Genomic DNA, 24,559 nt, shown 5'->3' with positions numbered 1-24,559 from the left:
TCTTTGTTTGGTCATGACGGGAACAATATGACAGTAAAAAAGTTAACAAATAGCGACTCGTGTGCTTGCCACGAGTCGCAAAGCAACGTATCGTTAAAGAAACGGGAAAAATCCCACGATACGGCTGCTGTTGGGGCATAGCCGGGACAGTCCGGATAAAAAACCAAATTTATTGCGGAACATGGTAACGGAGCGGAGCGGAAAATGCGGGTGCTGCTTGTAGAAGACGATGACGCCATGTCGGACAGCATTGAACTTATGCTGAAATCCGAAGGCATGGTTGTAGATACCACCGACCTGGGCGAAGACGGCCTGGAGATCGGTAAATTATATGATTACGATATTATTTTGCTCGACCTGATGTTGCCCGATATTGACGGCTACGAGGTTTTGCGTCGCCTGCGCGATGCGCGGGTGGAAACGCCGGTTCTGATTCTGTCGGGCCTGACCGAAACCGAAGACAAGGTCAAAGGCCTTGGCTTTGGCGCGGATGACTATCTGACCAAACCATTTGACAAAACCGAACTGCTGGCCCGTATCCAGGCGATTGTGCGCCGGTCCAAGGGGCATGCCCAGTCGGTCATTGCCACGGGCAAATTGCATGTCAATCTCGATGCCCGCACGGTGGATGTGGCCGGATCACCGCTACATCTGACGGGTAAGGAATATGGCATTCTGGAATTGCTGTCGCTGCGCAAGGGTACGACCCTGACCAAGGAAATGTTCCTCAACCACCTTTATGGCGGCATGGACGAACCCGAACTCAAAATCATTGACGTCTTCGTTTGCAAACTGCGCAAAAAAATCCAGTCAGCAACGGATGGCGACAATTACATTCACACGGTTTGGGGGCGCGGATATGTGCTGCGCGACCCTGACAGCAACAGCGCGCATGCAGCGGCCTAAGACCAGGTTAAGCTAACGCGGTTCCCCTGCTGCCATTGCTGTATCGTTTCGCAAAACACTCCGCAACCAGGCCGGCTGCGGGGTGTTTTTGTGCGAATAACTCCTTAAAGACAAACCTCTTTAAAGCACTGCACACAAACGAAAACGCCCGGTTTGTCGCCGGGCGTTTTCGTTGTCAGGGCGGCTTCACCCGTTAAAATCATTAGTTAGTCCTTTTTATCATCGGGTTTGCGCGGGTAAGTGCGGCCAAACGTTGATGATGATGGCGTGGTCGGCCGTGTCGACGAATACGTACTGCCAGTGCCATCCGTGCTGGCCGGGCGTGCGGGCCGCTGATAGGTGCTGGCACGGTCCGACGAACTGCTGCTGCCAGTATTCCCGGTACTGCCCGTACCATAACGCGATGTGCCGGCCCCACCGGTGGTTGACGGGCGGCTATATGTGCTGCCGGTGCCCCCTGTGGTATTGCTGGTGCCAAAGCTGCTGCGCGGCGTTGTCGTTGACGATGTTGTGGTGCTGCTGGCCGGACGGGCCGTCGTGCCGGCTGCCCCGGCAGATGATGCCGGTGTGCTGCCAGCGCCGGTTTGCATTGCCTTGGGTTTGGGAAAAGCAAAGCCACCTGCCCCCGCACTCGCAGCGGCACTGCCCCCTGCCTGAACCTTTTCCAGTTCGGACACATCCACATCCGGTGCGCCAGGGCGGTTAAGCTGATAAATGCCGCGCTGGCGGATAAGCGGTTTGAACTTGTCCGAAATCCCCAGCACCGTTTCCGCCCCACCCAGGAACAGAAAACCGTCATCGGGCATTTGCGCAGCAATACGCGAAAGCACGTCGGTTTTGGTCGGCTGGTCAAAATAGATCAGAACGTTGCGGCAATAAACCACGTCAAACTGACCCAGCGGCTTGAGGTCCTCAAGCAGGTTATATTCGCGATATTGCACCTTGGAGCGCAATTCCGACGAAATCTGCCACATATCGTCGGCCTTCTGGAAATGCTTGACCAGAAGTGCGATGGGCAGGCCGCGCTGAACTTCAAATTGCGAATACAGCCCGGCACGCGCCTTGTTAAGAATTTCGCGCGAAATGTCGGTCCCGATAATCTCGATCCGCCATCCCGCAAGCTGGCTGGCAAAATCCTGCAGGATCATCGCCAGGGAATAGGGCTCCTGCCCCGAAGAGGCCGCTGCACACCAGATACGCAAATGGCGTTTGCTTGCCCGCGCCTTGATCATGTGGGGTAACACCACATGGCGGAACTGATCGAACGGCTTGGTATCGCGAAAGAAGAATGATTCATTGGTGGTCATGGCTTCGACCACATCTTCAATCAGCGTGCGATCCATGCCGCGCAGTGCCCCGATCAACTCGCCAAGGTCCTTCAGACCACGCTTGCGCGCAATCGGCATGAGCCGGCTTTCGAGCAAATAGAACTTATCCTGCGTCAGGACAAGGCCCGAGCGGGATTTGATCAATTTGCTGACGAAATCAAAGTCTTCCGGCTTCAACATCTTGTGTTAACGACCTCCGGCAAATTTTTTCACGTAAGGGGCAATGCCCCCTATCGGCAGTATTGCGGAACAAATTCCCGCATGGGCAGCAGCACCGGGCATTCCCCACACCACGCTGGTTGCTTCATCCTGTGCAACCACCATGCCGCCTGCGGCAACAACATTGCGCCCGCCCAGCATACCATCCTGGCCCATTCCGGTCAGGATGATTGTCAGCATATTGCCCCCATAGCTTTCCACCAGGCTGCGCAACATCGGGTCCACCGACGGGCGACAGAAATTCTCGGGCGGATTCTGGTTCAGGGCAATTTTACGATTATTCCCCCGTCCCTCGATCACCATATGGTAATCGCCGGGCGCAAGATAAACCCTTCCGGGCTGAACCGGCTCACCATTTACACCCTCGCCGCATTTAAGCCCGGTCAACCGGGTGATGTGCTCGGCCAGAATGGTGGTGAATGTCGCAGGCATGTGCTGGGTAATAAAAATGGGCTGACGCACACCAACAAGCCCGCGTAACACTTCAAACAAGGCCTGCGGACCGCCGGTGGAGCTTCCAATGGCAATCGCTTCGACATTGACATGTTTTTCCGGCAGCAGTGTCACCTGCCCCTGCGAACGCCCGCGACGTGCAGGTGCCGGGGCATTACCCGCAACCAGCGCCCGTTTGGCACGTTCCTCTTTGGGGCGGGCCGGATGCGGCTCTGCCCGGCGCGTGGGGGCTGCCTCGCGGGTTTGCGCAGCTGCACGCGCCTTGGCATCGCCCGCCGGACGCGCACCTGATGCAGCAGATGCACCCGCACCGGGCCGACCTGTTTCAGGTTTGGCCCCGCCCTGTACTTTGCCTGCAGAGGACGATGCAGGCCCTCCGGAAGCAACACCGGTAATTCCGGCCTTTTTGGCAGCAACCGCCGCTTCCTCGATCAAACGGCCCGGGTCACGCACATGTGCCACCATGCCCGGCTTGGCAGCAAGGCCACCATCGCGTGCAACTGCCGGGTCTGCCGGCATCGGCCGCACTTGCGGGCGCATGGGCTGGTGTTGCATTGGCTGCTGCATCGGACGGGGGCGCAACTCCGCCGTAAAGCGTTTACGCTGAATCCGTCCCGGTTTTTGCAAAACCTGATGTTCAAGCGACATTTCGGCACGGAACGGTTTTGCCCCGTCATGGTCGCCGGCATCCCCCTCGGGCGGCGTAGACGCCCCCGAAACAGGCTCATCACCGGCAACATTCCCCGTATCAGGGGCCACCGTTGCACCCGGTTCATCCCGTTCGGGATGCGAAACCGGGGCCTCGAGCGGTGCGACGTCTTCGTCGAATTCGTCACTCTCGTCAAAAGCACTGGCCTGCTCCAGCATCTTGCGACGCTGTTCGGACCACGCCTTGACCTTATCAACCAGTTCGGTGCGAAAGCCCGAGCCAACATTGATATCCTTGGCCGATGAGGGCTTGGGAATGTAATCCACAGCCCCCAGGGTCATCGCCTTGAAACTGATATCGGCATTTCGCTTGGTCAGGGTCGAGGCCATGATCACACGCACGGTGGGATCAATCTCCAGAATTTTCGGCAGGGCCGTCAATCCGTCCATGACCGGCATCTCAATATCGAGAACGACCGCTTCAACGCCACCGTCGCGCATCACCGCAAGGGCGTCTTCTCCGTTCGCAACAGAACCGACAACCTCGATATCAGAATCATCTTGCAGCATACGCGCAACAAGCCCGCGTACAATTGCCGAATCATCAACAATCAGGACTTTGTATGGTGGATCGATGTGGTTTTGTTCCACAGGTACGATGTTCCCGCTTGGTCAGAAGGCCGCAACGCCCAAAGCGAAGTCGCGGCCACAAGGATCAGATCAGGCCAACCTGTTCAAACTTGGCCTGGATGATCTCGCTATCAAAGGGCTTCATGATGTATTCGTTTGCCCCGGCGGTAATGGCTTCCTGAATATGCTCCAGGTCATTTTCCGTGGTGCAGAACACAACAACGGGTTCATCCCCTCCCGGTGCCGCACGCAAATCCCGGAGGAATTCTATACCGCTTTTTACCGGCATGTTCCAATCAAGCAGTACCGCGTCAGGCATATCCGACAGGCACTTCTCAAGGGCTTCCATACCATCTTCGGCTTCGACAACCTCGAATCCCAATTCCTCAAGGATACGGCGTGCCACCATTCTGATGACTTTTGAATCATCGACGACGAGACAACTCTTCATCGATTTCCTTCTCGCAATTTTACGTGTTAAGCCACGACCGGCAATATCCGGGCGCCGGGCGCGCCCGGAACATCGTTAACAGACAGGCATCAGCCAGCCTGTTTTACAGACCCGGCAAAATCAAGCAGCCGGGTCACATCAAGAATAACCAGCAGGTTCTTTTCCAGACGGAAAATACCGTCCGAAAACTCCCGCCAGCGCGGATCAAGTGTCGCCGGGTTCCGCTCGAATGCGTTCTGCGGCACACTCAGAACCTCGCCAACCTGGTCGACCATCAGGCTATAAAGTTCGCCCCCCTGGTCTACCACGATGCTCATTCCGGGATCATCGCCTTCCTTATTGCGCAGGCCAAGGCGCTTGCGCACATCAATGGCAGTCACAATGCGTCCACGCAGGTTCAGCGAGCCTGCCACTTCGGGCGGTGCCAGCGGAATGCGCGTGATGCGCTGCGGGCCAAGAACGTCCTGTACGGTCAAAACCGGGATGCCAAACATCTGCTTGCCGATTGTCGCCGTGACGAAATCCTTGGTTGATCCCCCCAGATCAAGGGCGGTATTGCGCTCGGAGCTGGGGACAAGTGCGTTTTTGTCACTCATGATACTTTACCTTCGACTTAGACAGCAGCCAGCGTCTGGATCAGGGTCGAGACCAGGGCGTCACGGTCAAATTTGGCAACATAATCGCTAAACCCGACGCGGCGTCCACGCTCGAAATCCTCTTCGCTGGTATGAGACGACAGGGCGATAATCGGAACTTCACCCCAGCGCTCGTCATTTTGCAGGCTTTCGGCAAATTCAAAACCGTTCATGCCCGGCATTTCGATGTCGCTGATAATGGCATCAAAAACCGCACCATTATTTTTCAGCTCGATCGCCTGTTCCGCACTTTCAACCGACGTTACCTTGAAACCGGAAACCGACAGCATCGGGGTCAGCAGGTTGCGGAAGAACGGGCTGTCATCAACAAGAAGAACCTTCTTCTTTTCACCGCCGCCTTCTTCTTTGCCAAACCAGTCGCTAAAGGCCAGTTCAAGATAATAACCGGCATCAATCAGGTCGGTTGCCTTGCCATCAATCACGGCCGAGCCCACCAGACCATCACGGTCGGCTGTCAGTTCAACATTCAGAACATCGTCAACAATATCAACGATCTCGTCAACAACCAGGCCCATCGTCCGTTCGCGATCCTGGAACACCAGGGTCGGCTGGCGGCCTTCGCCCTTCATCTGATACGCCCCGTCAATAAAGACCAGCGGCATCAGCTTGCCACGATACTGAACCAGCGGACGGCCGTTGGAATATTCGATGCTTTCAACATCGATTTCCTCGAGACGCGCCACCAGTGCCAGCGGCACGGCACGGATTTCGTTGCCCCCGGCGCGGAACACCAGCATCGAGGTGGTTTCGCGATCCGAGCTTTCCGACTTGGCCTTGGATTCAACACCCTGCTGGCCACCAACGGTGATTTCGCCGGTCCGGGTGGCAATGCCGTTCGGATCGAGGATCATGATCACGCTGCCATCGCCAAGGATGGTATTGCCCGAGAACAGCGACAAATCACGCAGGATCGGCGCCACCGGCTTGACCACGATTTCCTCGGTATCAAAGACGCGGTCCACGATAATGCCAAAGCTGTAGGTTCCCACCTGGGCGACCACGATGAAGGCTTCTTCATCTACCTCGGCATCGGCTGCCGTTTCATCAAGACCCAGAATTTTCTTGAGCGTGACAAGCGGCAACAGGCGGTTACGCAGGCGCAGAACCGGGGTATCGTGAATACGTTCGATCGAATGTTCGGAATTGCTCGATGCACGAACGAGTTCCAGAACGCTGATCTGCGGGATGGCAAAACGTTCGCCGCCACTTTCAACGATCAGGGCAGAAACAATCGCCAGGGTCAGCGGAATTTTGATGATGAAGGTCGATCCACGCCCTTCAACCGATTTCAGTTCCACCGTACCGCCGATCTTTTCGATGTTGGTCCGAACAACGTCCATCCCCACACCACGCCCGGAAACCGACGTCACCTTTTCCGCCGTCGAGAAGCCCGGCTTGAAGATGAACTGGTGGATCTGCTGATCCGACATGCTTTCCAGTTCGCCTTCGGTGACAAGACCATTGGTCAGGGCCTTCGCCTTGATCCGCTCCACATTCAGGCCACGGCCATCATCGGAAATTTCAATGATGATGTGACCGCCTTCATGATAGGCGTTCAGCGTGACGGTACCGGTTTCGGGCTTGCCTGCGTCACGACGACCCTGAATGTCTTCCAGGCCGTGGTCGGCAGAGTTCCGCACCATGTGGGTTAGCGGGTCCTTGATCAGCTCAAGAACCTGACGGTCCAGTTCGGTATCGGCACCAATCATTTGCAGATCGATCTTTTTGCCCATTTCAAGGGCAAGATCGCGCACGATACGCGGCAGCTTTGCCCAGGCATTGCCAATCGGCTGCATGCGGGTTTTCATCACCCCTTCCTGAAGGTCGGTGGTGATGTGCGACAAACGCTGCAACGGAACGGTAAATTCGCTGTCATCCTTGCCACGGACCATCTGCAAAAGCTGGTTACGCGTCAGCACCAGTTCGGAAACCAGTGTCATCAGGTTTTCAAGCAGTTCAACATTCACACGAATGGTCTGGGCCGCAACAGAGCTTTCCTTGGCTTCGTTGCGCGGATGGGCATCCGCCTTTGCCCCGCCATCATGCGCAGCTGCTGCTGCAACCGCCTGTGATTTCGGTGCCGAAGGCGGTGTTGCCGCGGCGGCGGGAGCGGCAGGTTCCGGCTCGGGTTCGGGTTCCGGCTCGGGCTCTGGTGCAGCCGAAACGGCGGGCTCGGGTTCCGGGGCACGGGCCTGCGCCTTGGGCGCACTGCCTGCACCTGCGGGCAACGTGCCGGTATCGGCGAAATGATTGAGACGCGCGATCAGGTCGGCGTCATTTCCGTCCGGCTCGGTTTCGTTGGTTTCAAGCTCGCTCAGCAGATATTTGATGGTGTCGATCGATTCAAGCACCAGTGTTACGGCATCGGGGGTAACGACCAGTTCCCCGTCGCGAATCTTGCCCAGAACGTTTTCACCAGCATGGGCAACTGCTTCAAGACGCGGCAACCCCAAAAAGCCGCATGTCCCTTTGATGGTATGAACCAGACGGAAGATATTCGACAGAATATCCGGATCGTTCGGGTTCTGTTCAAGCTTCACCAGCTCTACGTCGAGCGTCGAAAGACTTTCCGAAGTTTCGGTAAGAAATTCACTTAAAAGATCGTCCATATATCCCCTCCACAATGCCGGCAATCAGACCATCACCGGACCCGGGACGTCAACCGCATCAAATCTGCCCAATCATCTTAAATTCCCGTTTTACACGAGAGCTACCATGTAGGTAGAGCCTAGCATACGGATTTACTATACTGGCACGTCAATTTTTTTAAACATAGATCAAAGTGACAGAACTTTCTTCTGACACCACCTGTAGCTGTCGGCCTAATCTTTCGGCTAGGTTCCGGGCAAAAAAGCCCTGAATGTTACGCGGATCAAGGTCTTGCGGGTCAACCGGGCCCGAAAGCACATTTTCAATTTCCGGCCTGATGGCGGCCCGTTTCCCCCGTGCGATGACATTTATTTTCGCCCCGGAGTCGCAACTTACAGCAATTTCGCCACCAAATGGCAGGGCCTCGCGCGCCATCATCACCATGTTCAGCACAACCCGTGCGGTTACGGCATCCATATCGATGTCGCTTTCCCAGACCAGCGTGACTTTGCCATCAGCCTCATAAGCCTGCATCACGGTCTTGCGCATGGTGGCGGCATCCACACTGTTGCCCGCCCGTCCATAGGCCAAACGAAACAGCTGCAGGCGGCGCTGTGCCTCCTGCCCGCTTCGGCGCATCAACGCCAGGGCCTCGTCATCGCTGCCCCCTGCCTCGTCCATCAATTCGGCACCCGCATTGACCGCACCAACCGGCCCGACCAGATCATGACAAATTCGCGAGCTGATAAGTTCTATCAGGATAAGCTCCAGTTGCCTGTCCTGCTGCATGCACTGCGCTCCAGATCTTGACGGTGCGCCTTCCCCAAAAAGCCGCATCCCCATATGAAAACAAAGCCTTTCCCGCATCGTGATACGGGAATCGATGCCCTAATGTGCAAAACAGGTATTAAAACCTTATTTAAATATCAGGCCAAAAAACACATGCCTCATGCGACAAAACCATGATGCCCGCTTTTTCCTTCTTTGTCACAACTGCTTTGCAATGATAGATTTATCTTAACAGATGACACAAAACCGGCCCTGTTCGTTGGCCGTGCCGCTTTTTTAAAAGCCAGGACGACAACACGTACCCGCCGGCCCACTTGGTTGAGAACGCAATTTTATGGATTTTCTGCTTACACCCGGCACCATTGTGCGCCATCCCGGCCAGCCCGATTGGGGGCTGGGCCGCATCCAGGCCGTTAACGGTGACAGCCTTGCTGTCAATTTCGAGGAAGTCGGCCGCCAGATCATTCGCACGCGCCATGTCGCCCTTGAAATTGTCGAACCGGCAATGGGGTATGAATAATTCCTGCCCCAAAACAGGCAGGATACAGCCCGTCCTTGCCGGTCACGGCACGATCAATGCGCGCAAAATGATGCTTGCCCTGGCAAGCAATGAGCAAACAAACCAAGACCTGCGTTCAGATGACCCCGAACAAAAGCGGACAGAATAATGAAAAAAATCGAAACGCCCCTTGAAACGGACAGCTTCAAACAGCGCCACCACGATGCCGCGTGGGCCGTCCTGGAACGTTTTGCCACCGGACTGGCAAACAAGGCCCGCGATCAGGGCAATGCCATCAGCGCCGAAGAAATCGAAAAATCCCTGGTCGCATTGCGCGGGCAACCCCGGTTGTTTGACGATGCCTGGGCGGCGATGAAAACCGAAATTTCCGCCGCCACTTCCCGGCGTGCCCCCTCCATCCGCAATGATCCGTTTGGCCGCCTGCTGGTCAGCCGTTTTGCCCATCTTCTGGCGGGGCGCGAAGCGGGCGACCTGGAACACGGCGCACTTTCGCGCGATATGTTACAGCCGTTTTTTCATGCCATCCGCATGATGGTCGGGGCCGACACCATCGAGCAGATCGATAGCGAAATCCGCAGCATCGTCGAAGCCCATGCCGATGAAGATGACGACATGCGCGATGCCACCGATTATTGGGATCATCTTGCCGGAAACCCGCTGGTTTCCAAGCAGATCACGATGGTATTTGTGCGCATGGCCATGCACTTTGCCGATTATGAAAAACGCAAAAAATGGTTTATCCAGCTGGTAAATGACAATATGCACCGTAATGGTACGCAGTGGGAATTTACCGAAAACCATTTCATCAAACTGATTCACGCACTTTTTCGCGACGTGCGCGCCATTCTTGCCAGCCCGGAACGTTCTGCCCTGCTGGCTGCCGAAATTGACCATGACAAGGTTGCTGTGCTGCGCACCGTGATGGCCAATATCGACCGCGATATTGCCGCCCTGCATAACCGCGAAGCCGCAACCTGGCAGGACTAAGGCTATGGCCTGGGGGTGGCCGTAACTGGCAAAAAACACGGCAGCTGGCCTTGCCCGCTGCCGTCTCTGTGCACTATCTGTTGACAGAAGTGTCAGGAACACCACGAAACCCAAAAAAAATTCAGGCAGGAAACCGTGCAAAAGCCACTGATCGACAAATATGGCCGTCATGTTTCGTATTTACGGGTTTCCGTAACGGACCGGTGTGATTTTCGCTGCACCTATTGCATGGCCGAAAACATGACCTTCCTGCCAAAATCACAAATCCTGACACTTGAGGAGCTTGATCAGCTCTGCAGCGCCTTTATCGCGCGCGGGGTGCGCAAACTGCGCCTGACAGGCGGCGAACCGCTGGTGCGCCGTGGCATCATGGACCTGATCCGCAATCTATCACGCCATCTTAAATCCGGCGCGCTCGATGAACTAACCCTGACCACCAATGGCAGCCAGCTTGCCACCTATGCCGATGATCTGGCCCGTGCCGGGGTCAAACGCCTCAATATCTCGCTTGATACGCTGGACCACCAGAAATTTGCCGACATCACCCGGCGCGGCCGCCTTGAACAGGTATTGACTGGTCTTCAGGCCGCCAAAGAAGCTGGCATTGGCATTAAAATCAATGCGGTTGCCCTGCGCGGACAAAACGAAGACGAATTTTCGCGCATGCTGGCCTGGTGCGGCCAAGAAGGGTTTGACCTATGCCTGATCGAAACCATGCCGCTGGGCGATATTGATGGCGACCGCACCGACCATTACCTGCCGTTAACCGTGGTGCGCGAACGCCTGGAAAAAGACTGGACACTGATCCCCAGCAACCATGTTACGCCAGGCCCGGCACGTTATGTTTCCGTTGCAGAAACCGGCGGGCGACTAGGCTTTATAACACCACTGACCCATAATTTCTGCGAGGGCTGCAACCGGGTGCGCATTACCTGCACCGGCACGCTTTATATGTGCCTGGGCCAGGAGGACCATATCGACCTTCGCGAAATCCTGCGCGAAAACGACCCGGCATTGCTCGATGCCGCCCTGGATCGCGCCATGCTGCTCAAACCCAAGGGCCACGATTTTATTATCGACCGCAAAGGCCAAAAACCCGCCGTGTCGCGGCATATGAGCATGACGGGCGGTTAACGCACCTTCACGAGATAAACGTACATAAAATTCAAATTCCAAAGGCGGACCAAACCCCACATGGCCCGCCTTTTTCATGTAAGTCCGCGTGTAACCGTTATCGTTGAAAAATCACCGGAAACCAGTCCTCGCGCAGCTTTTGCCCTGCCTGCATGTTGTGCCCCGGAAAGGGCGGCGATGTGCGCCCCGGCCGTTCGACATAGCGGGCATCATCCCCCACCAGCCGCAACGAAAAAGCCCGGCGGCGGTTTTGCGTCATGTTGCCGCGTGCGCCATGCAGGATGCGAAAATCAAAGGCAACGGCATCGCCCGGCGCCATATGCCATTCGCGAATATCCATATCCTCGGCATCCGGGTCGGGCACCGGCATATAGGCGGTTTCGTCGGGGTAAAAGCTTTCTTCCGATAACCAGCGTGTCGGCAACACCGCACGCGGCCATTTATGCGACCCGGCAACACAGCGCAATGTCGCCTCGCCCACCGGGTCCAGCGGCGACCAGAAGCTTACCGTCTGCGTCCCCTCGACAAAATAATAAGGACTGTCCTGATGCCAGGGCGTGGGTTTGGAGGTTCCCGGTTCCTTGACCAGCACATGATCATGAAAAAGCTGCACTTGTTGCGACGCCATCAAATCGGCGGCCACTTCGGCGACGGAGGAATGGCGAATAACCTGTTCAAATTCGCCAATACGCTGCCAGTTACAATAATCATCAAAAAAGCGTCCTGCCTCGCCCGTCTTGAGGTTTTCCGCCCCATAAGGGCCAGGGTCACGCATATTGGCCTCGATACCTGCAGCCAGTTGCGGCAAATAATCGGCAAACAGGCCGCGCACCAAAACAACGCCGTCGCGCTGATAGGTTTCAATATCGGCAGGTGTCAAAAGCGGGTGGACCATGTCTAAACTCCGGGAACGGAAACGTAGAAGATACAAAGGCAGGCCATGCTATTCTCAAAAATCACACAATCTGCGGTATGTCTTTGGCTGTTCTTTCAGCCCGGTAAACGGATGGCGTTGTGCCTGTAATCTTCTTAAATGCCAGATTGAATGTCGATTTTGAATTAAACCCGATATTAATAGCAATATCGAGCACCTGACGATCCGGCTCTGTCACCAGCAAGCGTTTGGCATGAACAACCCGCTCCGAATTCACGAAATCAAAAAAGCTTTTTTCGATATATCGGTTAAGCACATAGGAAAGCTGATTGGGCGTCACCCCAACAAGTTGGGCCAGTTTGGGCATCGACAGCAAGGGATCAAAGATCACCTCTTCCCGGGCAATAATCTGGTTTAGTCGCCGACAAATGCGTTGTGCCTCGTCCATCTCGACCAGATGTCGGGAAGTAGCCCCGTTATCGGAACCAACATCCACAACAGGGCGGTTATCTTTGCCCGGCACATCCCCTTTACCAGAAAGACCCGCCTCGACAAAAAGCGCAGGATTGGCTGCAATAACATGGCTTATGCGGAAAAAAACCAAAGCAAATCCACAATGCGCCACAATAATCAGCCATTCGCTTCTTAATACAAAAATATCAAACAAATTAATCGCTGTATAAATCGCAAAAATAACACTTGTTTCAACAAGCAACTCGATAGTCCAGTTGGGCAATACCGCCCCATCCAGCCCAAACTGCTGTTGAACCTGCCTGTGATAGACCAGACATGTTCGCCATATCGCAATCATATAGGCAATAAATTGCCCGCAATACACAGCAATCATCGCCAGCATCAACGCCGTTACCGGGACAGGGGCCTTCCAGTTCAAACCAAGCCCCTGATCCGTCAATAACAGGCGATTTGCATCTGTATTGCCATGAATGGTCCAGACAATAACTGACGTGCAGATAGCGATAAGCAAAACAATGGCGAAATGCCTGGCCGGTTGCGGCACAGGACGACCTGAAATTTCACGAAAATACAAAAAAATTGCCGGAATGGCGGCAAAAACAAAGGGCGAGAATAAAGGGGCAAGATACAAACGTATCAATGGAGACAGGAAAACGTCGAGAACCTTATCAACAAAAATAACACAAACTATCGCTGTGAAAATCATCAACCAGCGATTGGCCCGAAAGGCACGTTTGCCTTCCTGAAGCAGCAATAATATCAAAAAAAGCGCCTGGCCGATCCCGACAACAGCGATAATCAGCAGGACAACAGCTTTCGGCTCAAGCATGTCTCAAGTCTACCAGAAATCGCACTGGCCCAAAAACAGGAGGTTTCAGGGACATAAAAACCAAACAAGCCACAACTATCGCTGTTTCATCCCCGCAAATCAATTACGAACAAATTTCTCATCGATCCACGGCGCAACGATCGTGCGTCCTGGGCATGCGCCACAAAAATAACTTAAGCCTGGCTGCCAACCATGCCGGCCAACATTTTCAAAATGTTGGCACCACATAAATGCTCTTCTGGCATCGTCAGCAAATGCGCAGGGCAATCCCGGCAATCCGAACTGCCAAAACCGGCAATGGCCGCAACCAGCCCAAATTCATCACTCAACATGGCGCGTAACAGGCATTCATCGCCGCCAATAACGGCAAGGGCGGCTGTTACCTGCCCCGCTGGCAGGGTGGTTAGGGCATCAACATGCCAATGCCGTTTTTTATCGGGTGCACAATGGCGTTTGACTCGCGCGGCAATCCCGCCCGGTCCGCGTGCGCTGCCGCAATAAAAATACTGGCCCGGCAGGAGGCATTGATTGGCAAACTGGTGCTGTGTTGGCGTTACAGGCTGCCGCAGGGCAATTGCCAGAACATAAGCTCCGGCTGCCTTGGGCAGCAGCCGGAGGGTTTGATCGGAAATGTCGCTTAACAGCAACGTCACTTGCCGCCCCTATAACAGCAGATCAACCGACAGGCCCGGCCCACGCTGGCCTGATGCCAGCACGGGTTCACATTCCTTGTTGATCCGTGCGGCAATACGCTGGCGATAGCCGGTAAAATGTTTGGACGCCACCACATCAACCGGGTGATCCAAATGCACCTCTACCCGGTAAACACCGGCAACCGGCGTGCCCGTAAGGCCGAGAATTTTACCGGTTACAGCATGGCCGAGATAGGACCCGGCAAAGCGTTTGCCAATGCCCAAATCGGCCACATCCATGCTGGTGGCATTGCGCCGGGTCATGGCAAGGGCGGTGTTCCAGTCGCGAAAACCATAGCTTTGCGCCATCAATTCCAGGCTGCCCGCATGGGAAACACGAACATCGCGATTGGCCAGGGCCGCACGCAGGCGCTTTGCCTGGGCTTTCAGGGTATCGGCACCATCGCTGCTAAAGTTTTTCGGTGCCCCGTTTGCGGGGACATCGGGGGTTTGATCCATCGGATTATTCAGTCGCATCATCGTCTCCATCAAGGAGGCCGGGTGTTCGCATTGCCGGTCCGACGCGGAACCGAAAGATTTTATGCTGCGGCATTCACCCTCCCTTGCGGGTGCGAACGGCAGGCTGCCACAAAGCCAGAACAGCCAATAGCGCAATGTGGCGCGCCGTGCAACGCAATCCTGCATCGGACAAAGCACACAGGCAACGCCACGCAACCACAACCGGCGATTAGCATGTTCTCTCGTCCCTTGATTGACAGCCCCGATGGCGCAACATATACCAGAACAAAGAACGCATTTTTAACAGATCCGCCCACCCGCACGGGCCACAGGCTCTGTTTTATAAAGGATAATACACATGGCGATGGCAGCACACGAAATTGAATCCATGATCAAGGAAGCCCTTCCCGATGCCCAGGTCCGAATCGAGGATTTGCGCGGCGATGGCGATCATTATGCCGCGCTGGTTGTCTCCGAAGCCTTTCGCGGCAAAACCCGCGTGATTCAGCATCAGATGGTCTATTCCGCCCTGAAGGGCAAAATGGGCGACGAATTGCACGCGCTCGCCCTGCAAACCTCGGTTCCCGAATAAACCGTTCCGGGCTTTTTCTTTCGGAAATTCCATACCGTGCGCCCAGCCTTTACGTTGGGCGCACAGTTTTTCCGGGGCCAGACTGAGCCCCCGCAACTGACCCTGGTTCACCTGTTATGTCACAATCACACAAACCGGCCCTGATCGGCGCTGGCCCCCTGGCCGGATTATTTGCCTTTGTTGCCTGGGGCATCTCGGGGGCCTATTTTCATGCTGTCGGGTTCGCCAGTGCGCTGGAAATTCTCAGCCACCGCATTGTGTGGTCCGTGATTCTCACTCTGGTGCTGATCTTTGCCCTGGGGCGCAAGGCGGCGCTGATGCAATTGCTGGGGTCGGCCCGGACAATCGGGGTTTTGTGCATTACCAGCCTGCTGATTGCGGGCAACTGGCTAATCTATATCTGGTCGGTCAATCACGGCCACGCCATCGAGGCCAGCCTAGGCTATTATATCATGCCACTGATCATGCTGGTGATGGGGCGCATTTTCTTAAAGGAAACGCTTAACCGTATTCAGATCCTGTCTGTCGTGATCGTTTCGCTGGGTGTTGTGAATCTGCTGGTCTTTTTTGGCACCCTGCCCTGGATCGCGCTGGGCCTGGCCTTTTTGTTCGGCTTTTATGGCCTGCTGCGCAAAATGGTCCCGGCGGACCCGATTGCCGGCCTGTTTGTCGAATGTCTAGCCCTGCTGCCCATCGCCCTGATTTATCTCGGCTGGCTGCAAAGCAAGGGGGACATGGTTTTTCTTCATACCAGCACCGGCAATGATGCCATGTTGATTGGCCTGGGTGCCATGACGACCATTCCCCTGGTGATGTTTGCCTTTGCCGCGCGGAATATGAAATTTGGTGCGCTGGGGCTGATGCAATATGTCAACCCGACCATTCAGCTTTGCGTTGCCGTCCTGCTTTTTGGCGAACCCTTTACGCAGGCCCACCTGATCACCTATATTTTTGTCTGGTGCGGACTGGCGATTTTTACCTGGGATAATCTGCGCACAAGCCGTGCCGCACGCGCCAACAGTTGACAGAAACGCGCCGGAAGGCCATATCTTCGGCCAGCCTTATTCATATACCTGCGGTCGCACGCCGTACCGCGCTTATTACAGTCAAGGATACCCGTTATGTCCGAAAATCCGGTTTTTGACCGCATCCAGAAAGATATCGACGACAACGACGTCGTTCTGTTCATGAAAGGGACCGCCATGTTCCCGCAATGCGGTTTCTCGGCCGCTGTGGTTCAGGTCCTGGCCGAACTGGGCGTTCCGTTCAAGGACGTCAACGTGCTGGTTGACCCGGCCATCCGTCAGGGCATCAAGGACTTTTCAAACTGGCCGACCATTCCGCAACTTTACGTAAAGGGCGAGTTCGTCGGCGGTTGTGACATTGTGCGTGAAATGTTTGCTTCGGGCGAACTTTCGCAGCATATGCGCGACAAGGGTGTTGCCGCTGCCGCCTGATCCTTCAGGCCTTGAATTATGCAAAAACACGTCAGGGGGCACCTCTGGCGTGTTTTTTTTATGCCAACAAAATGCCGGGCATTACGCTACCGCCCCTGTTGAGCGTAATCGCTGTTCCCGCCCTGTGTCGGCACGGGAAAGATCACGTCATAAGCCCAGTTAAAGACAAAGGCATAAACCAGATAAAAGGCCGAAAACGATATATCCATCGTAAAGGCATGCCACAGGCTGACATCCAGATACCAGGCGATAAACGGCATCAGCACGGTTAACAAACCGGCCTCGAAGGTAATGGCATGAAACACGCGCAGGGCCAGTGATTTGACGGTATCCCCCTTAAGGCGGCGCAGGATGTGATCAAACACCAGATTGAACAGATAATTCCACAATGTGGCGATGGTGGCACTGACAAGGGCGACAACACCCACCTCGGCCATGCCAAAATCAAACACCCATCCGCCCAGGGGGATGACAATCAGCAAACCGATAATTTCAAAGGAAAGGGCGTGACGGATACGGTCCAGTGTCGTGCGCATGGCGACCTCGTAATGATTGCCGGGTCGTCCCGAACGATTTTATCCCGCAACGGGCGAGGTCGTCCTCGTTTACGCGCCATCCTGCCTGAATATCGACAAACTGACAATCCGGCCCGCGCACAAAAAAACGCCCGCTGAAACCAGCGGGCGCTTCTGTCCGAATTCGGCGTAATCTGCGGGGCAGATTAACGCGAATAGAATTCGATAACCAGGTTCGGCTGCATCTGAACCGGGTACGGGATTTCCGAGAATTTCGGGACGCGAACGAAGGTGCCTTTGAAAGCCTTCGCGTCAACGTCGAGATATTCAGGAATATCACGTTCTGCCAGGGTAGCAGCTTCCATCACCATCGGGATTTCGCGCGAAGCCGATTTGACTTCAACAACGTCGCCTTCCTTCACCAGGTAAGAAGGAATGGTGACCTTCTTGCCGTTGACCAGGATATGGCCGTGGTTCACGAACTGACGCGATGCAAAAACGGTCGGGACGAATTTCATGCGGTAAACAACGGCGTCCAGACGGGTTTCCAGGATACCAACCAGGGTTTCCGAGGTATCACCCGGGCGACGCGATGCTTCTTTGTAGTAACGCAGGAACTGCTTTTCGGAAATGTTGCCATAGTAGCCCTTGAGCTGCTGTTTGGCGAAAAGCTGGGTACCATAATCGGTCGGTTTTTTACGGCGGGTTGCGCCGTGCATGCCCGGTGCATATTCGCGCTTGTTCAGCGGCGATTTGGAACGGCCCCACAGGTTAACACCAAGGCGGCGGTCAATTTTATGCTTGGCAGCAATACGTTTCGACATTCTAAAACTCGCTTTTTTAAAGTGCTTTGTTGTCCCGATAGTTTCTGTATCCATCACAATACAGAACGGGGCCGCAGACTTTTGCCACGACCCGCTTTCTCGGAAGTGAGGCGCAATATAGAGATCATTGCCCGAGAGTCAAACGAAAAGGCACCTGTTTACCCCACAGGTGCCTTGCGTTGCGTGCCTGACAGGTTTGTCCTCCGTCATCACCGCACGGTTTTATTCCTCAACCCGGATTTCACGCAAAAATCCCTCAACCTGTTCACGCAGGCTGGCGGCCTGCCCGGTCAATTCCCGCGAGGCCTCGGCAACTTCGCTGGCAGCATCGCCGACCATGCCTGTTGATGTGGTAACATCGCCAATGGTTGCTGTGACCTGCGAGGTTCCGTGCGCCGCCTGGCTGACATTGCGCGAGATTTCCTCGGTCGCGGCCCCCTGCTGCTCTACTGCAGCCGAAATCGTTGCGGCGATCTCACTAATACGGCGAATGGTCTCGCTGATACCGCCAATCGCGCCCACCGCCTCGCGCGTGGCCCCCTGAATACCGCCAATCTGGCCCGAAATCTCGTCCGTTGCCCGAGCTGTCTGGCTGGCAAGGTTTTTCACCTCGTTGGCCACCACGGCAAAACCCTTGCCGGCATCGCCTGCACGGGCCGCCTCGATTGTCGCATTCAGGGCCAAAAGGTTGGTCTGGGCGGCAATCTCCTGAATCAGTGTGACCACATCGCCAATTTTTTCCGACGCATCGGCAAGGCCGCTCACCAGTTCGGTCGTGCGATTGGCCTCATCAACGGCATTACTGGCGATTTCGTTGGATTGGGAAACCTGGGTCGATATTTCGCGAATGGAGGCAGAAAGTTCTTCTGTGGCAGAAGCCACCGTTTGCACATTGCCCGATGCCTCCTCCGCCGCTTCATTGACGGCGGCGGCCTGGCTGCGGGTATCCACCGCAATCTGGTTCATACGACCCGACGCATGGGAAAGCTGCTCTGCCGCCCCGCCAACTGACTGGGCCACCGCACCGACGGAGCGCTCAAACGTATCGGCCAGTTCATTAAGATGGGCACGACGGCGCTGTTCGGCTTCCCGGTCGGCACGGTGTTTTTCCTCCTCGGCGGCACGCACACGCATGGCATTTTCCCGAAACACTTCAACAGCCCGGGCCATATCGCCAAATTCGTTTTCGCGGTCGGTAAAGGGAATATCAATGTTTGTGCGGTTCCCGGCCAGCAGGCTCATGCTTTCGGTCATGCGCTGAACCGGGCGCCCCAATGTGCCCCCCAGCCACAGGGCAACACCGGCAACCACAATGACCGACAACAAGCCAACAATCAGGGCGGCGGTTAACTGGTTATTGGCCTCCGCCAGCACGGCATTCATCGGATTCACAATCCCGATGGACCAGTTCGTGCCGGTCCGGCCAATGGAAATTGGCGAAAACACCGTAAAAAACGCGTCCTTGTCCTGCCCGAGCGCAAGTTCCTGCTGAAATACATTTCCCTGCTTCACTTGACCCAGCGCCGTTCCAAGCTCCGGATAAATATCAAGAATATTCCTGCCCACCAGTGCACTGTCGCTATGGGCAACAATATATCCCTTTTCCGAAATCAGGGTGGCGATGCCCCCTGCGGGTAGATCAATCTGCTGAATGATGTTTTCCAGGGTTTTCAGCGCCACATCCACCGTGACCGCGCCCATTACCTTGCTGCCCGGTTGGTCCTGATAGATCGGTGCTGAAATTGTTGTCATCAGCACATCAGCCCCGTTTACCGGGTAAATATAGGGCTCGACAATCGATTCACGACGTTCATTGCGGGGCACCAGCCACCAGTCGCCATCCCCCGGCGTGTCAAACCCGACCAGCGGCGTGACATCAATCTTGCCGGCCGCATCGCGAAAAAAATAGGGCGCAAACCGCCCTTCTGCATCACTTCCGGCAATATTGGCATTGTCGGCATCGGCATTGTCAAAGGCGTTTGGCTCCCACAAGGTGCCCATTGCAAAAATTGTCGGATGCTCCTGCAAATTTTCGCTCACAATCGCCGCTGCGATATCGCGGTCGGGCTTGCCCGAAAGTACAAGCCCCTTCAGAGCCCCGGCAGTGCTGCGCGCAACTTCGGCAGCGGTATTCATATCCTCGGAAACCACGCTGGCAAAGCGCGAGGCCTGCTCATAGGCATTCTCGACGGAAATTTTGCGGATGGTTTGAAAAGACTGGACTTGCGTCACCCCCAGCACCGCCGCAATAGCGGTTAATGACAGCCCGACCATCGCAATAAGAAGCTGTATTTTCACCGACAAATTCAAAAAGCTTTTCATCCCCATCCCCTGAAAAGGCCTTTGCGACACCATCCCCGAATGCTGCCCTGATCACATCGAGTTTAATGCAACCAGGAAGACTTTAAAGTTAAACAAAATATAACCTTTCCATCAATGCTTCTGGTCCACCCGCAGCCGCGAACAAAAACACCCGGCACAGGGCCGGGTGTCGAAAACGCAGTATCAGACTATCTGTCAGGTGCGGGGTTTGTGTTTCCCGCCACGCAATGCGACCAGCATCCCGCGAATGGTTTGAACTTCCTGATGGGTGATGCCAACACGATTAAAGATATTGCGAATATTGCGCATCATGGCCGGTCGTTTTTCAGCCACCCGGAAGAAACCAGATTCATCAAGCTCTTCTTCCATATGCACAAACATGCGTTCCACCTCGTCACGGGTGGCGGGGAAGGAATCATTGAGCATCATCTGGTAATCAGGCACATCCACCCCGGCCTGCCACCATTCATAGCCAATCAGCAACACCGCCTGTGCCAGGTTAAGCGAGGTAAAACCGGGATTAAGCGGCACCGTCACCACCGCATCAGCCATCGCAACATGTTCGTTGCGCACCCCGGTGCGTTCGGGACCAAACATCACGCCCACTTTTTCGTGACGGGCAATATTGGCCCGCATTTCCGGGCCAAGACCGCGCGGGGTGAAAACCGGTTTTACCGCATCGCGGGTGCGCGCTGTCGTCACGTAAATGCGGTTCAAATCGGCCAGCGCATCTTCTTCGCGCTCGAAAATCCGGGTATTTTCAATAACAATATCGGCACCCGAGGCATTGGCGACCGCCTTTTCATTGGGCCAGCCATCCCGCGGGCGCACCAGACGCAATTCCACCAGACCACAATTGAGCATGGCGCGGGCCGCCTTGCCAATATTGTCACCAAGCTGCGGTTCGATCAGAATGATCACCGGCGGATTTTCCACACCACCTGTTCTTGATACATCCACCTTGCCGGGGCTGCCGCTCATGTCCGGGATTCTCCAGTTGCGCGCGAAATTCGCTAAATTCGGTCCGCCTCTTTAGCAAATCCTTTCCCTATATGCCAGCATCCGTGGTGGGAGGACGAAGCGCCCTTTTACACGCCGCCCATCCTGAGCAAAAACCGCGATCAGGGCCGCTACCTGCTGACTGGCCCGCTATGTCAATTCACCACATCAGCAGATGTATTTAAAAATAAAAAGATCAGTGAGACGACAAAAAGAACCACAATCTGTATCCACAGCCACCAATTCTCGGATGTGGGCCGCCAGGTATCTGTCAAAAAATCGGGGCCAAACACGAAATAGTCACGGACAGCATCCCGAACCTGTTGAATTATAATAATTGAGGCCCGGGAGAGAATCTCACTCGAAATTCTCACGGCATACATAAACGCGACAAACAGGACAATTGCTGTAAACCATCTTTGAAGCTCAATATTCGATGTCCCGGTACGATCCGTCCACCAAACAGAGACCTGACAAAGGGCAAGAAACAAAAAAGCCCCCCGCAACCAGAGAACAAAGTTGCCAAAATTATTTCTATAAACGCCGATAGAAAAAACCTTTCTGAACTTGTGATCTATCGGCGTTACATTTTCGGAACGAAGAAAGAGAAAACCGAGAACAAATATGAGACAATGTGAAAAAAACATAAAAACAAAAAGTGAAACGTAAAAAAGTATTTTTAGTGGAAATATAAAAAAAGATGAGACCCACCCAGACCTGGCTTTGAGTATAAAAAACAAAAAATCCGTTTTGCGTTTTGCGATAGACGAAAAAAGCATTCCGGATACGTCGATTTTCTCTGTTTTTTTCAAAAAACGGACACCATCAGAAGCCCATTTGAAATGATCCTCGAAAAGGGCAACATATTCTTTAGACAATACAAAAGATGGATCCTGGTTCATCTTTTCCGAAAGAACACCCATCACGGTATTTTCGACGTCTTCCTTGCGCTGCGGATAATCCGCCAAGAGCTGATCAAGAATGGATTTAAAGTGATCCGCCTCTTTCTTGTCAAAAGTACAGTTTTTGATCTGATGCACACGCACGGCAAAATCGGACCGGGAAGCAGATAAAGACGTTTCCGCCTGAGACAAAGAAACATCAGCATTGCCATCGGCATGCCGATCCGGGTTCTCCAATTCTGACCAGGCCACATCTTCTACTTTGACGGCATCATCAAAATATTCGCCTCCCCCCCCGCAAGGCCGCCATTGTTTAGCTCCTTGCCCGCTCTTCTCAAAATACGGTTCCTCTCTCGAAACCTCGTCATGCCGGGCAATATCACGCGCCAGAGATCTGGCCATATCATAAGCTTCGCGCAACTGCTGGAATTCTTCGGCATCCTGCCTGTCGATCTCTCTTAACCGCAGCGCATAGGCCTTTTTCACGGCCCGTTCATCCGTCGGGCCGAACAAGCCAAGCACGGACCAGGGCCAACTAGCTGACATAGAGGTCATCAAACGCGTCCAGTATCTCTTCCAATTCACCTCTCACACGCTCGATTTCCTTCGGATCCCGTCCGTTCAAAACCGCATCAAACTGCGCAATCATCGTGAGAATTTGTGAGCGGGTGTTTCCCAGTGCCATCTCGTGAACGCGCCTTAGCCGGGAGAGCAAGGCCTGATTGACCTCGTTGTCGCGCGGATGAACTTTCAAGGCTTTCATCTTTTCCAATCGCGCCGCCACATCCTGTTCCGACAATCCATCCGCCAGCGCCTCAATCACCATACCGGTTTTTTCCCCGGTGCTCAGGACGGTTGCCTCAACTTCCAGAAGCCCCGAGGTATCATACGTTATCAGCAAATCGACGCATTCCGCTTCGTCAAGCTTTCTTGGCAATTTCACCCGAAACTTACCAAGAAGGACATTTTCCGACACATACGCCGATTCACCCTGATAAATTTTGGTACTCACGCTGCGCTGTCGCGCATTCCTCGCATAGAACACCTCGTTCCGGCTGGCGGGAAGGGGCGTATTTCTCTCAATAATTGGCGCAAACAGGCCATGCACACATTTGCCATCGGGCAATTCTTCGGAAACGTCGATCCCCACGGAAAACGGACTGACATCCGTGACAACAATATCATCAAGTGCGCGGTCCTCGCTTGCCAGGGCTGCCTGAACCGCCGCCCCCAACGCCACCGCGTGGTCCGGGTCAATCTCGAATTCGGGGAATTTGGAAAAACATCGCGTCACCATATGCCGCACCATCGGCATTCTGGTCGCACCGCCGACCAAAAGAATACGGTCAAGCGCATGATGATCCAGCCCTGTGTCATACATGCACCGTTCGATCGGCACCAGCATACGACGCAGGATCGGTTTCGCGGCCTCTTCAAAGGCCTGGCGACTGAGAACGATTTCGTGCATTTCATTTTTGATTTGCAGGGAGACCGTCCAGGCATCGTCGTCACTCAGCCTGATTTTCGCGGTATTCGCCCGCGCCCGGATTTCGGACTGCAAATTTGCCCCGAGTTTGGCCCAGGGAAAATCCAGTTTCTCGCAAATCAGCTTGGCCAGAACCTCGGTAAAGTCTTCGCCCCCCAAAAAGGCGTCGCCAGACGAAGCCTTGACCTCCATGACACCGTCAAACATCTCCAGAATAGTGACATCAAAGGTGCCTCCGCCCAGATCAACAACCAGGAACTGGGTTTCGGCATCGCGCTGATGCACCCCATAGGCCAGGGCAGCGGCTGTTGGTTCGTTAACAAGGCGCACCAGATTCAACCCGGCCAAGGCACACGCATTTTTCGTTGCCTGGCGTTGTGTCTGGTTAAAATAGGCCGGCACCGACACAACAACATCACGGATTTCGCAGCCCAGATACGCCTCGGCATCCTGGCGCAACTTTGCCAGGACCAGCGATGACAGATCCTCGGGCGAATAAGCAACCCCGCCAAGACGAAGACTGGCATCCGTGCCCATTTTGCGTTTGAAAACGGCAGCCGTATTTTTCGGATGCGTAAGCAACCTTTCCCGCGCGGCCTGCCCGACCAATAATTCATTATTCTCGATTGAGACCACCGACGGGGTCAAATAGTTCCCCAGCGCATTGGGAATCAGTTTTGGCTCCCCATCGATAAAAGCCGCAACCAGAGAATTTGTCGTCCCGAGATCGATTCCAATAGGCACATGGGTCATGTCATATCTTCCAGAAATTCAGCTTTCCGAACGGCGTCAATACTTTAAATGGCTGGTTCCATAAAAACATA

22 protein-coding genes and 1 pseudogene are annotated in these 24,559 nt (G+C 54.6%); 7 read left to right on the top strand and 16 right to left on the bottom strand.

What is annotated here, in order from left to right; translation table 11 throughout:
• Nucleotides 1–204: 204 nt before the first annotated feature.
• Nucleotides 205–906 carry a response regulator transcription factor CtrA gene (gene ctrA, locus LF95_RS02520; protein ID WP_073953535.1) on the top strand — a complete coding sequence of 234 codons (702 nt, stop codon included), beginning with the start codon at nucleotides 205–207 and terminating at the stop codon, nucleotides 904–906.
• A gap of 695 nt (nucleotides 907–1,601) precedes the next feature.
• Here the strand turns inward: ctrA and LF95_RS23505 are convergent.
• From LF95_RS23505 to LF95_RS02490, 6 genes and pseudogenes are all read right to left on the bottom strand, one after another.
• Nucleotides 1,602–2,411 (bottom strand): annotated as a pseudogene (locus LF95_RS23505) (protein-glutamate O-methyltransferase CheR); the annotation flags it as partial.
• Between the two features lie 9 nt (nucleotides 2,412–2,420).
• Nucleotides 2,421–4,205: a chemotaxis protein CheB gene (locus LF95_RS02510; RefSeq protein WP_073953533.1), complete on the bottom strand. Its 1,785-nt coding sequence runs from the start codon at nucleotides 4,203–4,205 to the stop codon at nucleotides 2,421–2,423.
• A gap of 64 nt (nucleotides 4,206–4,269) precedes the next feature.
• The gene (locus tag LF95_RS02505) at nucleotides 4,270–4,635 is read right to left on the bottom strand and encodes a response regulator (RefSeq protein WP_073953532.1); all 366 of its coding nucleotides are present in this window, start codon (nucleotides 4,633–4,635) and stop codon (nucleotides 4,270–4,272) included.
• 89 nt (nucleotides 4,636–4,724) lie between these two features.
• The gene (locus LF95_RS02500; RefSeq protein ID WP_073953531.1) at nucleotides 4,725–5,231 is read right to left on the bottom strand and encodes a chemotaxis protein CheW; all 507 of its coding nucleotides are present in this window, start codon (nucleotides 5,229–5,231) and stop codon (nucleotides 4,725–4,727) included.
• A 17-nt stretch (nucleotides 5,232–5,248) separates the two neighbouring features.
• On the bottom strand, nucleotides 5,249–7,900 hold the full coding sequence (locus tag LF95_RS02495) for a hybrid sensor histidine kinase/response regulator (protein WP_073953530.1): 2,652 nt from the start codon (nucleotides 7,898–7,900) through the stop codon (nucleotides 5,249–5,251).
• Nucleotides 7,901–8,057: 157 nt separating this feature from the next.
• The gene (locus LF95_RS02490; protein ID WP_073953529.1) at nucleotides 8,058–8,669 is read right to left on the bottom strand and encodes a histidine phosphotransferase family protein; all 612 of its coding nucleotides are present in this window, start codon (nucleotides 8,667–8,669) and stop codon (nucleotides 8,058–8,060) included.
• Between the two features lie 334 nt (nucleotides 8,670–9,003).
• On the opposite strand from LF95_RS02490, the gene LF95_RS02485 reads away from it, so the two are divergent.
• From LF95_RS02485 to moaA, 3 genes are all read left to right on the top strand, one after another.
• On the top strand, nucleotides 9,004–9,189 hold the full coding sequence (locus LF95_RS02485; RefSeq protein ID WP_073953528.1) for a DUF3553 domain-containing protein: 186 nt from the start codon (nucleotides 9,004–9,006) through the stop codon (nucleotides 9,187–9,189).
• Nucleotides 9,190–9,336: 147 nt separating this feature from the next.
• A complete protein-coding gene (locus LF95_RS02480) occupies nucleotides 9,337–10,176 on the top strand; it encodes a hypothetical protein (RefSeq protein ID WP_073953527.1) in 840 nt (279 codons plus the stop codon).
• Between the two features lie 135 nt (nucleotides 10,177–10,311).
• Nucleotides 10,312–11,310 carry a GTP 3',8-cyclase MoaA gene (gene moaA, locus LF95_RS02475; RefSeq protein ID WP_073953526.1) on the top strand — a complete coding sequence of 333 codons (999 nt, stop codon included), beginning with the start codon at nucleotides 10,312–10,314 and terminating at the stop codon, nucleotides 11,308–11,310.
• A 97-nt stretch (nucleotides 11,311–11,407) separates the two neighbouring features.
• On the opposite strand, the gene LF95_RS02470 is transcribed toward moaA, so the two are convergent.
• From LF95_RS02470 to LF95_RS02455, 4 genes are all read right to left on the bottom strand, one after another.
• Nucleotides 11,408–12,205, bottom strand: a complete 798-nt coding sequence (locus LF95_RS02470; protein ID WP_073953525.1) for a phytanoyl-CoA dioxygenase family protein — start codon at nucleotides 12,203–12,205, stop codon at nucleotides 11,408–11,410.
• A gap of 61 nt (nucleotides 12,206–12,266) precedes the next feature.
• A complete protein-coding gene (locus LF95_RS02465; RefSeq protein WP_252509708.1) occupies nucleotides 12,267–13,364 on the bottom strand; it encodes a helix-turn-helix domain-containing protein in 1,098 nt (365 codons plus the stop codon).
• 296 nt (nucleotides 13,365–13,660) lie between these two features.
• Nucleotides 13,661–14,140, bottom strand: coding sequence for a GIY-YIG nuclease family protein (locus tag LF95_RS02460; protein WP_083607470.1), 480 nt, complete (start codon nucleotides 14,138–14,140; stop codon nucleotides 13,661–13,663).
• A gap of 9 nt (nucleotides 14,141–14,149) precedes the next feature.
• Nucleotides 14,150–14,659, bottom strand: coding sequence for a glyoxalase superfamily protein (locus LF95_RS02455; RefSeq protein ID WP_252509630.1), 510 nt, complete (start codon nucleotides 14,657–14,659; stop codon nucleotides 14,150–14,152).
• A 337-nt stretch (nucleotides 14,660–14,996) separates the two neighbouring features.
• Here LF95_RS02455 and LF95_RS02450 point away from each other — a divergent pair, with 337 nt between their 5' ends.
• The 3 genes from LF95_RS02450 to grxD all read left to right on the top strand — a co-directional run bounded on the left by LF95_RS02450 (nucleotide 14,997) and on the right by grxD (nucleotide 16,687).
• Nucleotides 14,997–15,230: a BolA family protein gene (locus LF95_RS02450; RefSeq protein WP_073953523.1), complete on the top strand. Its 234-nt coding sequence runs from the start codon at nucleotides 14,997–14,999 to the stop codon at nucleotides 15,228–15,230.
• Between the two features lie 116 nt (nucleotides 15,231–15,346).
• Nucleotides 15,347–16,255 carry an EamA family transporter RarD gene (gene rarD, locus LF95_RS02445; protein ID WP_073953522.1) on the top strand — a complete coding sequence of 303 codons (909 nt, stop codon included), beginning with the start codon at nucleotides 15,347–15,349 and terminating at the stop codon, nucleotides 16,253–16,255.
• Nucleotides 16,256–16,351: 96 nt separating this feature from the next.
• Complete coding sequence (gene grxD / locus LF95_RS02440; RefSeq protein ID WP_073953521.1) at nucleotides 16,352–16,687, top strand: Grx4 family monothiol glutaredoxin; 336 nt, start codon at nucleotides 16,352–16,354, stop codon at nucleotides 16,685–16,687.
• Between the two features lie 86 nt (nucleotides 16,688–16,773).
• On the opposite strand, the gene LF95_RS02435 is transcribed toward grxD, so the two are convergent.
• The 6 genes from LF95_RS02435 to LF95_RS02410 all read right to left on the bottom strand — a co-directional run bounded on the left by LF95_RS02435 (nucleotide 16,774) and on the right by LF95_RS02410 (nucleotide 24,488).
• Nucleotides 16,774–17,223, bottom strand: coding sequence for a PACE efflux transporter (locus LF95_RS02435; RefSeq protein ID WP_073953520.1), 450 nt, complete (start codon nucleotides 17,221–17,223; stop codon nucleotides 16,774–16,776).
• A gap of 185 nt (nucleotides 17,224–17,408) precedes the next feature.
• Entirely contained in the window at nucleotides 17,409–18,026 is a 618-nt protein-coding gene (gene rpsD, locus LF95_RS02430) for a 30S ribosomal protein S4 (protein WP_073953519.1), read from the bottom strand.
• Nucleotides 18,027–18,248: 222 nt separating this feature from the next.
• Nucleotides 18,249–20,348 carry a methyl-accepting chemotaxis protein gene (locus LF95_RS02425; RefSeq protein ID WP_073953518.1) on the bottom strand — a complete coding sequence of 700 codons (2,100 nt, stop codon included), beginning with the start codon at nucleotides 20,346–20,348 and terminating at the stop codon, nucleotides 18,249–18,251.
• 195 nt (nucleotides 20,349–20,543) lie between these two features.
• Nucleotides 20,544–21,329, bottom strand: coding sequence for an RNA methyltransferase (locus tag LF95_RS02420; RefSeq protein WP_073953517.1), 786 nt, complete (start codon nucleotides 21,327–21,329; stop codon nucleotides 20,544–20,546).
• A gap of 173 nt (nucleotides 21,330–21,502) precedes the next feature.
• Nucleotides 21,503–22,804: a hypothetical protein gene (locus tag LF95_RS02415; protein WP_143181917.1), complete on the bottom strand. Its 1,302-nt coding sequence runs from the start codon at nucleotides 22,802–22,804 to the stop codon at nucleotides 21,503–21,505.
• Nucleotides 22,785–24,488, bottom strand: coding sequence for an Hsp70 family protein (locus LF95_RS02410; protein ID WP_073953515.1), 1,704 nt, complete (start codon nucleotides 24,486–24,488; stop codon nucleotides 22,785–22,787). The genes LF95_RS02415 and LF95_RS02410 overlap by 20 nt, the downstream gene beginning before the upstream one ends.
• Nucleotides 24,489–24,559: the final 71 nt, after the last annotated feature.

It is taken from the genome of Thalassospira sp. TSL5-1 (assembly GCF_001907695.1).
Classification (GTDB): Bacteria; Pseudomonadota; Alphaproteobacteria; order Rhodospirillales; family Thalassospiraceae; genus Thalassospira.
Note: the sequence above shows the minus strand (reverse complement) of the source record. Positions and strands in the feature narration are given on the sequence as shown.

Bases quoted from the DNA above. Each gene is read 5' to 3' on its own strand.
- ctrA (WP_073953535.1), top strand. From the start codon at position 205: ATGCGGGTGCTGCTTGTAGAAGACGATGACGCCATGTCGGACAGCATT.
- LF95_RS02505 (WP_073953532.1), bottom strand. From the start codon at position 4,635: ATGAAGAGTTGTCTCGTCGTCGATGATTCAAAAGTCATCAGAATGGTG.
- LF95_RS02500 (WP_073953531.1), bottom strand. From the start codon at position 5,231: ATGAGTGACAAAAACGCACTTGTCCCCAGCTCCGAGCGCAATACCGCC.
- LF95_RS02495 (WP_073953530.1), bottom strand. From the start codon at position 7,900: ATGGACGATCTTTTAAGTGAATTTCTTACCGAAACTTCGGAAAGTCTT.
- LF95_RS02490 (WP_073953529.1), bottom strand. From the start codon at position 8,669: ATGCAGCAGGACAGGCAACTGGAGCTTATCCTGATAGAACTTATCAGC.
- LF95_RS02485 (WP_073953528.1), top strand. From the start codon at position 9,004: ATGGATTTTCTGCTTACACCCGGCACCATTGTGCGCCATCCCGGCCAG.
- LF95_RS02480 (WP_073953527.1), top strand. From the start codon at position 9,337: ATGAAAAAAATCGAAACGCCCCTTGAAACGGACAGCTTCAAACAGCGC.
- LF95_RS02470 (WP_073953525.1), bottom strand. From the start codon at position 12,205: ATGGTCCACCCGCTTTTGACACCTGCCGATATTGAAACCTATCAGCGC.
- LF95_RS02465 (WP_252509708.1), bottom strand. From the start codon at position 13,364: ATGATTTTCACAGCGATAGTTTGTGTTATTTTTGTTGATAAGGTTCTC.
- LF95_RS02455 (WP_252509630.1), bottom strand. From the start codon at position 14,659: ATGATGCGACTGAATAATCCGATGGATCAAACCCCCGATGTCCCCGCA.
- LF95_RS02450 (WP_073953523.1), top strand. From the start codon at position 14,997: ATGGCGATGGCAGCACACGAAATTGAATCCATGATCAAGGAAGCCCTT.
- rarD (WP_073953522.1), top strand. From the start codon at position 15,347: ATGTCACAATCACACAAACCGGCCCTGATCGGCGCTGGCCCCCTGGCC.
- grxD (WP_073953521.1), top strand. From the start codon at position 16,352: ATGTCCGAAAATCCGGTTTTTGACCGCATCCAGAAAGATATCGACGAC.
- LF95_RS02435 (WP_073953520.1), bottom strand. From the start codon at position 17,223: ATGCGCACGACACTGGACCGTATCCGTCACGCCCTTTCCTTTGAAATT.
- rpsD (WP_073953519.1), bottom strand. From the start codon at position 18,026: ATGTCGAAACGTATTGCTGCCAAGCATAAAATTGACCGCCGCCTTGGT.
- LF95_RS02425 (WP_073953518.1), bottom strand. From the start codon at position 20,348: ATGAAAAGCTTTTTGAATTTGTCGGTGAAAATACAGCTTCTTATTGCG.
- LF95_RS02420 (WP_073953517.1), bottom strand. From the start codon at position 21,329: ATGAGCGGCAGCCCCGGCAAGGTGGATGTATCAAGAACAGGTGGTGTG.
- LF95_RS02415 (WP_143181917.1), bottom strand. From the start codon at position 22,804: ATGACCTCTATGTCAGCTAGTTGGCCCTGGTCCGTGCTTGGCTTGTTC.
- LF95_RS02410 (WP_073953515.1), bottom strand. From the start codon at position 24,488: ATGACCCATGTGCCTATTGGAATCGATCTCGGGACGACAAATTCTCTG.